Annotated in this window: 10 protein-coding genes and 1 pseudogene; 7 read left to right on the forward strand and 4 right to left on the reverse strand. The window is 43.9% G+C overall.

Annotation, left to right across the window (positions count from 1 at the left end; translation table 11 throughout):
• The first annotated feature begins 205 nt into the window (after window positions 1-205).
• Both AB4371_RS07145 and AB4371_RS07150 read left to right on the forward strand, forming a co-directional pair.
• Window positions 206-901, forward strand: coding sequence for a sulfite exporter TauE/SafE family protein (locus AB4371_RS07145; protein WP_017061223.1), 696 nt, complete (start codon window positions 206-208; stop codon window positions 899-901).
• Between the two features lie 12 nt (window positions 902-913).
• Window positions 914-1,666 carry an SDR family NAD(P)-dependent oxidoreductase gene (locus tag AB4371_RS07150; RefSeq protein ID WP_017061222.1) on the forward strand — a complete coding sequence of 251 codons (753 nt, stop codon included), beginning with the start codon at window positions 914-916 and terminating at the stop codon, window positions 1,664-1,666.
• A gap of 151 nt (window positions 1,667-1,817) precedes the next feature.
• Here the strand turns inward: AB4371_RS07150 and AB4371_RS07155 are convergent, their stop codons facing one another.
• A complete protein-coding gene (locus AB4371_RS07155) occupies window positions 1,818-4,250 on the reverse strand; it encodes a response regulator (RefSeq protein ID WP_372149335.1) in 2,433 nt (810 codons plus the stop codon).
• Between the two features lie 88 nt (window positions 4,251-4,338).
• On the opposite strand from AB4371_RS07155, the gene AB4371_RS07160 reads away from it, so the two are divergent.
• Window positions 4,339-5,097 carry an ABC transporter substrate-binding protein gene (locus AB4371_RS07160; protein WP_136974558.1) on the forward strand — a complete coding sequence of 253 codons (759 nt, stop codon included), beginning with the start codon at window positions 4,339-4,341 and terminating at the stop codon, window positions 5,095-5,097.
• A 174-nt stretch (window positions 5,098-5,271) separates the two neighbouring features.
• On the opposite strand, the gene AB4371_RS07165 is transcribed toward AB4371_RS07160, so the two are convergent.
• Window positions 5,272-5,832 (reverse strand): NADAR family protein, encoded by a 561-nt coding sequence (locus AB4371_RS07165; RefSeq protein WP_372129521.1) that lies wholly within the window; start codon window positions 5,830-5,832, stop codon window positions 5,272-5,274.
• Window positions 5,833-6,021: 189 nt separating this feature from the next.
• Entirely contained in the window at window positions 6,022-6,216 is a 195-nt protein-coding gene (locus tag AB4371_RS07170) for a hypothetical protein (RefSeq protein ID WP_017061218.1), read from the reverse strand.
• Between the two features lie 185 nt (window positions 6,217-6,401).
• On the opposite strand from AB4371_RS07170, the pseudogene AB4371_RS07175 reads away from it, so the two are divergent.
• Window positions 6,402-7,289: pseudogene (locus AB4371_RS07175) on the forward strand (ABC transporter ATP-binding protein).
• Entirely contained in the window at window positions 7,286-7,804 is a 519-nt protein-coding gene (locus AB4371_RS07180) for a transcriptional regulator (RefSeq protein ID WP_102320933.1), read from the forward strand. The pseudogene AB4371_RS07175 and the gene AB4371_RS07180 overlap by 4 nt, the downstream one beginning before the upstream one ends.
• A gap of 380 nt (window positions 7,805-8,184) precedes the next feature.
• Here the strand turns inward: AB4371_RS07180 and AB4371_RS07185 are convergent, their stop codons facing one another.
• Entirely contained in the window at window positions 8,185-10,164 is a 1,980-nt protein-coding gene (locus tag AB4371_RS07185; protein WP_372149337.1) for a replication initiator protein RctB domain-containing protein, read from the reverse strand.
• 1,260 nt (window positions 10,165-11,424) lie between these two features.
• Here AB4371_RS07185 and AB4371_RS07190 point away from each other — a divergent pair.
• Together AB4371_RS07190 and AB4371_RS07195 are read left to right on the forward strand one after the other, a co-directional pair.
• Window positions 11,425-12,642 (forward strand): ParA family protein, encoded by a 1,218-nt coding sequence (locus tag AB4371_RS07190; protein WP_017061213.1) that lies wholly within the window; start codon window positions 11,425-11,427, stop codon window positions 12,640-12,642.
• A 5-nt stretch (window positions 12,643-12,647) separates the two neighbouring features.
• Window positions 12,648-13,622, forward strand: coding sequence for a ParB/RepB/Spo0J family partition protein (locus AB4371_RS07195; protein ID WP_017061212.1), 975 nt, complete (start codon window positions 12,648-12,650; stop codon window positions 13,620-13,622).
• Window positions 13,623-13,684 lie beyond the last annotated feature (62 nt).

Raw genomic sequence — 13,684 nt, forward strand, 5'->3', positions numbered from 1 at the left:
AAACATTGGGCCAGTACATCAGCCCAAGTCTCATCCCCGATCCAACAAACAGCCTGACCCAATCCAATCGTCGATCTGGCTCTATTCAAAACTCTTAGGTGTGAATAGATTGAAAGGCAGACGAGACAGGTCTCATCGAACGCTAATTAACGCAGCAGCAATATCAAAAGCAAAGAGGTGAGCAAGAGTGGAATTAGGATTAGCGATGACATTGATTCTGTTTGCAGGAGTAGTTCGAGGCTATTCAGGATTTGGGTTTGCGATTATCGTAGCGCTTTCCCTCAGCTTTATTGTTCCACCATTGCAAGCGGTAACCATCGCTATCTTGTTGGACTTTTTAAGTGCCTTTCCTCTGCTCAAGCGAAGTAAAACTACCATCAATATCCGGCTTATTGCGCCGCTGTGTATTGGCATGTTGGTTGCGGTGCCTTTCTCGCTGTATTTCATTAGCACGATATCGGAATCAGGCTTGAAGGCCTTTATCGCGATGATGTCTTTGGTCGCTGGCACGCTGATTATTTTGGACTTACGCCTCACTTGGTTGCACCAACGACACGCGTTTTGGGCGGGAGCCATTTCGGGGTTTAGCATGACCACCGCTTCTTCTGGAGGTCCGCCATTAGTGACGTATTTGATGAACCTGACCATTAAAACCAGTGAACAGAGAGCCACCGCGATTGTGTTTTTTCTGCTGAGTTCAGCGATTTCACTGATCGGCTTCATATGGATTGGCGCATTTAACCAAGAATCGTTCATCACAGGTTTATGGCTATTACCGGCAGCTTTGATTGGCAATGTACTGGGGCAAAAACTGTATCTATCAGTACCGAACTTGTCTGCAAAAACAACGACCGCGCCGATTTTGATCGGCATGGCACTACTTATGTTAATTTCAAATTAGAAGGATGTATTTATGGATAAGATAGCGTTCATTACAGGGGCAACCTCTGGTTTCGGCAAAGCGGCAGCAAAACGTTTCGCAGAAGATAACTGGTCGTTAGTGCTGTCTGGTCGTCGAATCGAAAGGCTACTCGACCTAAAGGAAGAATTAACGGTGCCTGTGCATGTAATTCAACTCGACGTTCGAGACGCAGACGCCGTAAAACAAGCCATTGATTCATTACCCGCTGAATTTTCATCGATTACCGCATTGGTCAATAATGCTGGGTTAGCTTTGGCACCAGAAGGCGCGCCTGATGTGGACTTGAAAGACTGGCACACTATGATCGATACCAATGTCACAGGCTTGGTTAATGTTACTCATGCGCTGTTGCCTACGTTAATTAAAAAAGGCGCAGGAAGCTCAATCATCAATGTTGGGTCAATCGCCGGACAGTGGCCTTACCCAGGAAGCCATGTGTATGGTGCCAGCAAAGCGTTCGTAAAGCAGTTCAGTTACAACCTACGTTGTGACTTACAAGGCACAGGGGTACGAGTGACTGACCTCTCCCCTGGTATTGCAGAAACGGAATTTACTCTTGTAAGAACTAAAGGTAACCAGACGGCTTCAGACAACCTTTACCAAGGCACTACACCGTTGTCAGCAGAGGATATTGCCGAGCAGATGTTTTATATCGCAACCTTGCCAGATCACATCAACATTAACCGAGTCGAAGTGATGCCGACACGTCAAGCATGGTCTGCGTTCGCAATCGATAGAGATTAAGTTCAAACCGACACATACAAAAAAGGTGGTCTTTTCAGGCCACCTTTATCATTTCTTTCACACGATACTTCAAATATAACCAACGGCATAAAAGACTATGTCTAATTCGCCTCATTACTCTTTTAATGAAAGTAAGATTAGAGATACTCAACTAAACAATTTTCTGCTCATGTTCTTTGTTTGATTCCGTCTCTTTCGACAAGAAACTCGCTACGATCTCTCTCAGTTTGCCTTGGTTAACCGGTTTAGGTAAAAACTCATCCATGCCTACATCGAAGCACAAATGCTTGTCTCGCTGCACGACGTTGGCCGTCAGCGCAATGATTGGAATATGCTTTGCAGCCCCCTCTTCGAGCGCTCGGATCTGCTTGGTCGCTTCGAAGCCATCGAGAACCGGCATCTGACAATCCATAAAAATCATCTCGTATTCGTTGACTTTGAATTTCTCGACACCAATTTCACCGTTGTCGGCAATATCAACCTCAAAGCCAAGCTTCTTGAGCATCATCTTGGCGACTTGTTGGTTTACTCGCGAGTCTTCAACAACTAAAACTGTACCACTAAATTCTCCGGCAACTGCGACAGGTTTTGACTCTGCTTGAATTGGAGCTTGTTTATCGGCTGGTGTGGCGTTTACAGAGACAATGGGAGCATCTTTAACAACCGCTGCAGATTTACTTAACGGCACAGGTTCATTGTCTTTAAACGCAACCTCTCCTCTGTTCGGATAGGTAAAGACTGAAGTATCAGCCGCTCTCGCGAGTACCTCACTGATGGTCCATTTAAGCTGATTATCTTGGTAAGGACGCGCAATGTAGGCAACAAAACCGACTTGTTTAGCACGAGCTTCATCTTGCTTTCTAGGGTCAGCAGAGATCATCACTAACTTGGGACACTCGCTACCAAAGCGTTCAACTAAGCTTCTCGCCAGTTGAAAGCCATCAACGGACGGCATTACTTTGTCTATCAGAACGAGATCATAAGGTGATGACTTAGCCACAGACTCTGAAACCAACTCTAACGCTTGGTTTGCCGTTTCACAGCACTCAGACTTAACGCCAAAGGATTGAAGCTGTGTAGACGTTATACACATGTTCAGCTGGCTATCATCCACAAGCAGAACCGAAACCTTATTGAAATCGATATTGCTTTCATCGGCTTCTAAACACGGGTCAAAGTCAGCCGTAAAATAGAAGGTACTGCCTTTACCTTCAACACTGGTGAGTTCAAGCTTGCTGCCCATCAATGTCACTATCTTCTCGCATATTGTTAGACCAAGCCCTGTGCCTCCATAAATACGTGTGGTACTGCCGTCGGCTTGTTGAAACTTATCGAACACCGATTTCTGTTTGTCTTCTGCAATACCGATACCGCTGTCGACAACCTCGAACCTCACTCTGAGTTTTTGCTCAGGCTCAACCACCTCTTCCAAACGAAGCGAGAGCGTGACGTGGCCATGCTCGGTAAATTTAATCGCGTTACCTACTAAGTTATTTAGGACTTGTCTTAGTTGTGTACCGTCGCCAATCACCATGGTTGGGATCTTAGGGTCGATCGCTAATTGGAATCGAAGCCCTTTCTGTTCGGCTTTCACTCGAAAGGTTGATTCAACGTCGGCCGCAATGCCCATCATTTTCATCGGCTCTTGCTGAAGCTCTAGTCGCCCCGCTTCGATCTTCGAGTAATCGAGAATGTCGTTGATTAAGTCGAGCAACGTAAGCGAAGAGGTATTGAGCATGTTGATGTACTCTTTTTGCTCTTTCGGCATATCCATTTCAGAAAGCAAAGACGACAGCCCGATAATCCCATTCATTGGGGTACGGATTTCGTGACTCATATTGGCAAGGAATTCACTTTTATTGCGGTTGGCCACCTCAGCAATGTCTTTGGCTTTTTCCAGCTCTTGATATTGTTGACGAATACGTTCTACCGATCGGTTATAGCTACTCTCTAGAGTCGATATCTCATCTTTGTAAGTAGAGTGAGTTGACGTTATAAAGCGCGGTTTGTTGTCTTCGACCTGTTGTTGGTTGATTTGGGAAGACATAGTCATCAAACGTTTTACGACAAGACGATAGACGATGGTTAAACATACGAGAGACAACAAGAAGATTTTAACGGCTTCGAAGGCGAGCAACAATAACACTCGTTCTTCAAAGTCATCTAGGATCATGCTCAAGTCTGATTGCACCGTGAGCGTCGCCAACGGGAAGTCTGTGCCGCCCATCTGGTGCACCATTTCCCAAGACTGAGAATAAGATTGGCCTTCGGTCTTTTGACCTAACTCTAGAATTTTTTCATCGGGACTTTCGATAAGAAGGTAACTGACCGAAGGGAGGCGAGAGATGCCTTCGGCTTGCACAAACAATTGCTCTCGATCTTCAACCCACAAACTTGCCGTTAAACCAGAAAGGTAGCCAGCCTTGACCTGCTCGATCTGAGAGCTGATAAAAGAAACTCGACTTTGGTACTCTACATACAACCCGAGACCTGTCACTATAACTGTGAATAAGGTACTGATCGCTATTATCATCCCGATCAACTGTCGGGAGAGTCCAACGTAGCGTTTTCCTTTTGTCACCATACACAAATTACCATTATTGTTATCCTAGCAAACTACAATTACTCAACTAGTATAATAGTAGTCATTCATCAAATAACTAGGGAAGGTTATGAAAAAACATCTTATCGTTGCATCCATAGTCAGTTTGTTTTCAAGCAGTTATGCTTCTGCAAGCGAACCTCTTCACTACTACATTATTGCGAGCCAAGCGCAACCTTTTCAAATCGAAACTGACGGGTCATCTCACAGAGGAATTGTTTCAGATATTGTGGAAGCCGTGTTTGATGACAGCCAATATGAGATCAACTACCACACCTACCCTTTTAATCGAATGATCGACAAGCTCGATGCGAGAGAGAATCCAAACTGGGTTACCTATGGCAGCCCTAGTTGGGGGAATATTCAATCTGCGAACCTATCTGAAGACCCGATTTACAATGTAAAACACGTATTACTCAGCAGCGGTAAAAAGCCATTTGAGTTCAATACAATCGATGATCTCGATGGGAAAGCCGTGGTATTGCTGAAAGGATTTGAGTATCCGAACTTGGAACCTTATATCCAACAGGGCAAGCTCAACGAGATTCGAGTAAAAGATTACACTGCTGCGTTTCGTGTCCTGAACCGAGCACCTGGCGACACCGTGTTTGTGGAAATGGAATCACGAATCAAATACAACCTAAACGAGCAAAAACTGAGTATTGATGATTACCAGATGCATGAGTTTGGTTCTGTCATCAATAACTACCCTATCCATTTGGCGTTTGACCCTGAGATGGATCCTAAGCTGCAAAGCTTCATCAACCAACGCCTAGACCAAATGAAAGACGATGGACAGCTTGACGACATCGTACAGAGTTACTTATAGCACCAGCGTAACGTAGAACTTATCAACGCATAGCTTAGTCACGTACGTTAACTCTCGTTGATGCCTGACTCTCTAAAACCGAAAAGGCCGCCCTGCTTCATACTAGATAGCAGGGCGGCCTTTTAAATGCGTCTAAGGAGTAATGATAAGCATGCCGCTATCTGAATCGACGAATCAGTGCGAAGCAATTAAATGCAGTTGCTGAGTGCGAAGCTGGTGACGCACTACCATCAGAATCTTACCCAAATGGTTCTCGCCGGTTCCATCGCCACCATCGCCCCAGAAGTGGTCTTTGTGCGAATGTTCTTTGATCACCGAATCTCCGGTGTTGGTAAGAAACAGCGCAAACTGTGGATTCTGTCTGAACTTCTCCGTCACAATAAACTGCATCACTTCAACACGAATGTCATACCAATCGTCGCGAACTTGGTCTTCGTAGTCACGACTTAAAGAGAACGCTTCAGCAGGTGTACTGGCTTCCAAAATGGTATTACGTAGCGCTTCGGAGGCAAACTTCATCGCTTGATAATAATGTTCGCTGGTTGCCCAAACTTGATCACCTACCTTGATAGGACAAGCGGCAAAATTTGACAGGTATCCGTTCGGATCTTCGGGTTCGTAAAACAGCACTTCTTTAACTTGAGCCACAGAATTAGACATAGCCTTCCCCTTACCAACGACATCGCATATTTTTGCTTTAACTTTAAAATTAGTGGCGTTGAATATGACTGTCAAACAACTTGGTTCAAGAGTATGCCATGTGCATGTTTTTCATCTGAAAAGCGTAATATCACAAGGGATAGGCTAAACGGAACAGTGAGCCAAAGAATCAAGGAGTTGATTAAATCTGGATAGGGAACATGAAAAAACACTTATAAATCAAAGGGTGGCGTTGTGCCACCCTTCTAAATGCAATGGGGATTATTAGTGAATAAGACCTAGCTCCCTCGCTTCTTCCAGACTCAAACCGCTTTCTCTAATTTCTCTTAGAGTCTCGATACGACGACGAGCTTCAGCAGACTTCATTTTCTTTTCTGGTTTGAAAGATACTTCTTCTTCAGCATCCCACTTGTTTGCAATATTTGTCATTTCATCATGGTTGATAGAATTAATGGACATGTTTTCCTCCGAAAAGCACCATGTAATGGACAGGTAATCTGTAGCAAATGCTTTTTCGCTTGTTAAGAAATTCTGTACTGAAGTGTGATGATTCCGACGCTTCACAAAGCTAATTAATAAATGCCTCATTTAAACTTTGCCAAAGCCATTTTCTGCAATTATCTTTAAAAGATTCCCCATAAGAAATGTGGTTTGATCCAACTCTCATTTTCCCCTCTTTCAATGCAATCAAATCCGTTAGCTTTCACATAGGCTAAGGCGAGATTTTCGGCTTAGCCGGAGAATAAGGCTGCGGGAAAAGCACCTGCGCACGATTGATGACCAAGGTTTACCCTGCGACAGAGGGAGAGATACTGTTCAAAGGCAGAGACATCTCTACTCTGAAAAGCCGTAAAGATATCTTGGATTATCGCAGCCGTGTGCAAATGGTTTTTCAAGACCCCTTTGGTTCACTCAATCCCACTCACACTATTGATCACCATTTAACGCGCCCACTTAAGATCCATAAACAGGTAGCCACTAAACAGGCTCTCACAGAGCGCCTCAAAGAGTTATTAACGCTGGTGGAGTTACCCATCGAAACGCTAGCCAAATACCCGCACGAGCTCAGTGGGGGCCAAAGACAGAGGGTTAACCTAGCCAGAGCACTGGCCGTTGGCGCTGAGGTTATTCTTGCTGACGAACCCACCTCGATGTTGGACGTTTCGATTCGACTTGGCGTGTTGAACTTGATGCAAAAAATGAAGCAAGAGTTAGGCATAGGCTTTTTGTACATAACCCACGACCTTGCCACGGCACATTACATCGCTGAAGAGACGGCGGTGATGTACAAAGGGCAGATCGTCGAGTGGGGATCAACCCAGTCGATCTTGACCAATCCACAACACCCGTACACTAAGTTGTTGATCTCTGCGGTACCAGATCCCGATCTGCCATTTGGCGAACTCGTCAAAAATGAGCCAAACTATTCAATAGACGCTGATCGTATTCGAGAGCAGAGCAGTGAAATACAGCATGAAATCAAACAAGTTTCTGATAATCACTTTGTAAAACAGTGGGATAACGTTGCATGAATGAACTAGACACTTGGTTAGAGCGGATCGGAGATTGGTACAAAGACCGAAAGCATGATCAAGTAGACCGGTTAGAACCTTTGATCTTAACGCCTCCAGATGCGCTCTGGGGGCCATTGATCACGGATGAGCAGAGCAAAGGCATCGCATGTTGGCTAGACGGATGCCTGAGAATCTTTACTTTCTATCGCCACCTCGCGGATTCATCGAATCCGGACTTGGCTTCGCAGGAGGCCAACAGCTCAAGCCATCAAGATAAAGCCTACCAATACCTAATGTTTGCCTACAGTAAGCTGCAAGCGGTGTCATGTGACCCAAAATCAGAAGCAGGATTGCAAGAGTGGTGTACACAGCGGCTACAACACTTGTGTGTATTGGCTTTGGAGTTTACGAACCAACAGCAAGAACCACGTTGGAAAGCAGAGTCTGAAAAATTGATCGAGTCGCATGTACGCTTTATGGCAACCCATCCCCGAAACGATGATCAAGGAATTATTCAACGCCATCTCCACTGATCAAGCCCTTCTCGATCAAGCATCAAATCAGAATCTCACCAGAGCTAGATCCGTAGAAAGCATGATCGAGCCTTGATCATGCTTCGGCGTTTAACTCTGTAAGCTATTGAATTTTAATGATTGACTGAATTTTAGGCAAAAAAAAGCGAGTCCCTTGGGAACTCGCAAAAATCTATTCAGTATGATGTAACAAAATATGAGCCAATCTATTAATCACAAGAAAGGACAAAGGTTGTCTATTCGGGATAAATAATAATCAACTAGATGCGCTACTTTGTCATCACTTTGTCAGCGTTAGGTGCGATTTTAATCAGCACCTAATGTGTTCAAAACTATCCATTCAGCGACGGTAAAACAGGCTTATCGCGATAGGATAATGACTAGTGGCCAATCGCCATTTCATCGAGCGCAAGGAACACGTTTTCGTCTAAATGACCTTCATGAACTTGTTTACACACTTTACGACGCACCGCTAAACCAGAGATCAAACGTTCAATGGACAGATGTCGATTGCTGGTGCTATCTCGGTCGTTATATAGCTCAATCAAGCGACTCAGTGTTTCGTATGGGATAACGTCCTCCCCTACTCTCAACCAATCAAGCTTCTCAATGAGCTCTGAGCACTCTTCTTTGATTGAGGCATGTGAGTGCCCTGTCATAGCAGATAAAGCCGTTATGCTGCGTTCTAGAGCCTCTGCAGAGGTATATTTAGAGAGAGTAATCATGATCTCGTCAGCGTTGATCTCAACAGAGTGTTTACGCTGCTTAACTCGACGTCCCAATTTGCCTCTTGGCGACGGTGCTTTACGCTGAATGGGTTCAAACTCACCGTCGATAATCTCAGACAGCTCTTCCAGTTTCTGCTTAGACACCATTTCGTTACGAAGTGGGTTCGGCAGCGTTGGTGCCATATTACGCTTACCTGCGTTAGTGGTACGCGCTCTTGAGTAACGTAAGACTTCTTCCACATTACATTTGATATCTACCTGATAATCGGTCGTTTTCCCTTTTTCGATCAACGCGGTGATCGTCAAGTGATAACCCCATAGATTAACCAGGAAGGTATCTTCTTGATCCCCGACTTCACCCAATTTTCTGAGCTCGCGGATCAGATCCATCGAGAAACGACGCCAATCGATGTTACGCGCCAATTTCTGGTTGAGCTCACTGAGCAACATGCTATCTGAATGGCGACGTGCCATGCGGCTTCTAAAGTACGAATACACTTGGAAAACCAAGGTATGTTGCTTCAGGATTTCTGGCGGAAATAGGAAGAAATAGTCACGCGTCAGCAGCTCTTCGTAGAACGAAGGTTCCCAAACCAGGATGTATAGGTTCGGTTTAATGCGAATTTCGCCGTCAGAGCCCTCTGTAGGCGCTTCTTCCGATGCTGTAATGGTTCTAGCTAAGAATCGGAAACGATCACTCTTAAAGCCTTCTGGCATGTTCTCACTAAGCCAACGGCCTGTAAGCTCGTGCAGTTGGAAATCCGTGAATTCGATACGATCAATACTGTCGCGGATCGAATCACGAGCAGGGCCGCTGTCTTTCTTGCCACGTAAAGACAAAATATCAGTGATGTAGAGTGGTGTTTTGTTCGGCGTGTGTTTCGCGTCTAGATGGTAATCATCTTGGTGGTGATCATGATATTGAACGGTGAGCGTGAATAACGCGAATAACGTCATCAGATCGTCAACGGTCATGATATTTTTAGAAGATCTTGTCTCGATCACAGCTCGAGTGCCAGAGATCGAAACCATGGATTTCTGGTAGCTCTTACGAGTTCTAGGTGGCGCTAACGCTTGATCAATAATCCCCGCCCAATTGGTTGGCGAAACAATGAATTGATCCGCTTCATCTTTCATCGTTGGTGGGGTATTCAACCCATGTTCATTCAGTAAGCGCTTGTTTACTTTGGTTTGAGCTAGGGCTTTAGAGCGCTTTTGCTTTTCATTTTGCTTCACGCTTTCTGTCACTAAGCTGGTGGCACCCAGCACCGATATCAATTGGTTTGGGTTCACAAAGCGATGCAACATGGTTTTACCAGCAAGGCCTTCTTCAAAGCGAACGGGGATTTGTTTGAACAATCCGATATTAACTGCAGCTCTCAGCCTTTGCTGTAAGGCTGCGCGAGTGACTTGACCATCGGTTGATTCAATAATCTCAGTGGTGGAAACGTACCCGTCTTTACAGCTAAACCCACGAAGTGAAATTAGGTTAAGAAGCTCAACTATGCTTTTGGTGACACCTTTGAAGTGTTGATATTGTTCTATCCATTCAACGGCTGTTTCAGATACCTCAAATAAATGACCATCTTTGTGGCTTCGTGCCTTAATTAACAATTTCTCTTCTGGTTTCATTTTTGATCCGTATCACACTAACCGTAATTTCACTATAGTTCCTGAATGATAAAGAAAGAATGATCATAAATAAAGAGAATTTATTGGCTTTTAAATAACTGATCTTTTTGATTAATATGATCTTAAATGATTAAGTGATCTAATGATCTGGACGTAACTTTGCTTATAAGTGGCTGAATTTAAAGCATTAAAATAAACCACCTTGGAAAGCATGATCATAAAGGTTCCGAAACTATGATCATTAAACTTAAGAAAGCATGATCACAGAACATCAGAACGATGATCATTAAGTCATTGTAAGCATGATCATTATTGGTTCGAAAGCATGATCATTATACTTATACAGCTTATCCACAGATCGGAATTCAACATCGGTTTCTAAGTCGCTTTTGACTTGTCTAAGTGGACACTTGTGGTGGCCAATCTATCGGAACAATGATCAAGAGAGCATACTTTTTTATCGTTCCTACCCTATTGAGTGCAAAATTTAGTCTGTATCCGCTGGAAATGGATTGCTTTGATGTATTTAGAGCGGGTGGGTCTTAACTAGGAAGCATGATCATGAAATTGTCATGTTTGTGTATTCTTGGTCTGTGTCGATTGAATTTTCAATCATTGAGCCCTTATAGGCGTTGAATCCCCATTCCAAAAGCATTTGTCCGTAACTTAGTTCATAAATTACATGCTTCCGGAACTATGTTTACTTGATCATTTTTCCGGAGGTTGATCATTTTCAATGTGCAGTTGCTCGGATCAATATTGCTCAGTTTACGCCTTGATCATGCTTCATAATTTGGCGTTATCAATTATCTTACACTGGATGTGCTCCATGATCATTCTTCCGGTTAGGTTCCAATCCTCTGTTGTTTTTTGACACCCCATCTTCTCTTCTGTTTTGAATTTTTTGGTCATTGAGTGTTTTTTAATTTTTATTGGATTGAAAATCTATAAATTCGAATGCAAATCACACCAACCGTAATCTATGGTTGTATTTCAATCGTTCCGAAGGTTTTTCGTTGAAATTCCATTTACATTGTAAATAAGTGATGCTGTAACATTTAAAATGTAGACTAGAAATAGCATGGTTATACATGATAGAAACAGTCATTTTTGTGTTTGTCTAAGGCGATGTTTCATCAAATTGTAAAAACGCGGTCTATTTTATGTGATTTTACTCATAAATGTATGTTCATGTTTTTGTTGTGTTTGTTGTTAATCGCTGTACAATTTGTACTTAGTTAATCATTACGGAAACTGGCAATGAAAAGAGAACAAACGATTGATAAGCTCTATCAGCTAGCCGAACAAACTCAACAAGTTCAGGCTGACCGAATTGAGATTATTTTGGAAGAGCGAAGTGATGAACATTTCCCTCCAATGTCTAAAGCTATGATGGAGACTCGTTCTGGTTTAACGCGTCGTAAGCTCGATGAAGCGATCACTAAACTTGAAGCTGATGGCCATCAGTTCACAAAGAACAACGCTAATCATTACTCGATTTCATTGACAGAAGCTCACATGTTGATGGACGCGGCAGAAGTGCCGAAGTTCCATGAACGTAAGCAGCACGCTGACAATAAGCCATGGATTATCAACGTACAAAACCAGAAGGGTGGTACGGGTAAATCAATGACAGCAGTTCACTTAGCCGCTTGTTTGTCTCTGAATTTGGATAAGCGCTACCGTATCTGTCTGATTGACTTGGACCCACAGGGCTCTTTGCGTCTGTTCCTAAATCCACAAATTAGTGGGGCAGAGCACGACAGCATCTATTCTGCCGTCGATATCATGTTGGACAACGTGCCTGAAGGCCAAGATGTCGATCTAGAGTTTCTTCGTAAGAACGTACTATTGCCAACTCAGTATCCAAACCTGAAGACAATTTCTGCTTTCCCAGAAGATGCGATGTTTAACGCTGAAGCGTGGCAAAGCCTTTCACAAGATCAGTCACTTGATATTGTTCGTCTGTTAAAAGAGAAGCTTATCGACAAAATCGCCGATGACTTCGATGTGATTATGATTGATACCGGCCCGCACGTTGACCCTCTAGTATGGAATGCAATGTACGCGTCGAACGCACTTCTGATTCCATGTGCAGCTAAGCGTTTGGATTGGGCTTCAACGGTTAACTTCTTCCAGCACTTACCAACGGTTTACGAAATGTTCCCGGATGACTGGAAAGGGCTCGAATTTGTTCGTCTAATGCCAACCATGTTTGAAGACGACAACAAGAAACAGGTGTCAGTTCTGACTGAAATGAACTACCTGTTGAATGACCAAGTAATGATGGCAACCATTCCAAGAAGCCGTGCTTTTGAAACCTGTGCCGACACTTACAGCACGGTTTTCGATCTAACGGTGAGCGACTTTGAGGGCGGTAAGAAAACTCTAGCTGTTGCTCAAGACGCAGTACAAAAAAGTGCTCTAGAATTAGAGCGCGTATTACATAGCAACTGGCCTTCACTTAATCAGGGATAACAACAATGGCAATTAAAACATCTGACTTAAATGCAAAGCTATTTGGTAAAGCAAACAAACGTCGCGTAGCAACACCACAAGAAGCGCAAACAGCGGCAAAAGAGCAGGCTCAAGTGATTGAGCTTTCTGTTGCTGGCGAAGATTTGGTTTCATTTGAATTGGTTCGAATTCCTGCGGCTGAAGTGGCTACTCGAACGGTTGTTTTTGAAGAGAACGCTCGTGAGCAATCTTTCTTAAACGAGCATGCGCTTTCTGATGTTCTTACAACATTGAAAGAACGTGGTCAGCAATACCCAGCAGTTGGTCGTAAGAACAAAGACGGTAAGATTGAAGTTCTTGATGGTAGCCGTCGTCGTATGTCATGTATTTTGGCTGACAAAGAGTTCCTAATCTATGTTGCTGAAAACATTAACGGCGAACACGCTAAGTTCCTATCAGACGTAGCTAACGCTCATAAACCGCTTTCTCTTTACGAGAAGGGCAAAGAGATGCAAGCGAAGCTGGACAAAGGCGAAGCTGAAGACCAGAAAGCACTGGCAAAAATGTTCCAGTGCAGTGAAGCTTTGGTGAGTGGTGCATTGAAAGCAGCCGCTTTGCCACTTGAATTGCTACAAGCTTACCCAAATGTGAGCGACCTTGGTCGTCCAACTATTGTTAAATTGCACAAGCAGTTTGGTGGATTGACGAGTGAACAGCAGCAAACACTGCTGACTAAGTGTGATGCTTCTGAAGGTTTTGTATGGCAGCGTAGCGAAGCTCAAGGCGTAACTCGTCTAACCAAAGACGTGACCGAAACATTGGAAGGTTGGATTCTTGAATTGGCGCCAGCGCCAGCGAAGAAAGCTTCTCCAAAAGTTGAGCTTATTAAGGGCCGCGTATCATACAGCCGCAAGGGTTCAAACTTGGCGTTGAACCTTAAGAAAGTTGATGACGCAACAATGGAAGAAATCCTCGCCTTCGTACAATCGAAGCTCGACTAAGTCGACGACTTTTCATTACTCCTCTAAAGCCGCTTTATGCGGCTTTTTATTTGGCTGTGATA

The sequence above is a fragment of the Vibrio sp. 10N.261.51.A3 genome (assembly GCF_041471965.1).
GTDB classification, from domain to species: domain Bacteria; phylum Pseudomonadota; class Gammaproteobacteria; order Enterobacterales; family Vibrionaceae; genus Vibrio; species Vibrio crassostreae_C.

Bases quoted from the DNA above. Each gene is read 5' to 3' on its own strand.
- AB4371_RS07145 (WP_017061223.1), top strand. From the start codon at position 206: ATGACATTGATTCTGTTTGCAGGAGTAGTTCGAGGCTATTCAGGATTT.
- AB4371_RS07150 (WP_017061222.1), top strand. From the start codon at position 914: ATGGATAAGATAGCGTTCATTACAGGGGCAACCTCTGGTTTCGGCAAA.
- AB4371_RS07155 (WP_372149335.1), bottom strand. From the start codon at position 4,250: ATGGTGACAAAAGGAAAACGCTACGTTGGACTCTCCCGACAGTTGATC.
- AB4371_RS07160 (WP_136974558.1), top strand. From the start codon at position 4,339: ATGAAAAAACATCTTATCGTTGCATCCATAGTCAGTTTGTTTTCAAGC.
- AB4371_RS07170 (WP_017061218.1), bottom strand. From the start codon at position 6,216: ATGTCCATTAATTCTATCAACCATGATGAAATGACAAATATTGCAAAC.
- AB4371_RS07180 (WP_102320933.1), top strand. From the start codon at position 7,286: ATGAATGAACTAGACACTTGGTTAGAGCGGATCGGAGATTGGTACAAA.
- AB4371_RS07185 (WP_372149337.1), bottom strand. From the start codon at position 10,164: ATGAAACCAGAAGAGAAATTGTTAATTAAGGCACGAAGCCACAAAGAT.
- AB4371_RS07190 (WP_017061213.1), top strand. From the start codon at position 11,425: ATGAAAAGAGAACAAACGATTGATAAGCTCTATCAGCTAGCCGAACAA.
- AB4371_RS07195 (WP_017061212.1), top strand. From the start codon at position 12,648: ATGGCAATTAAAACATCTGACTTAAATGCAAAGCTATTTGGTAAAGCA.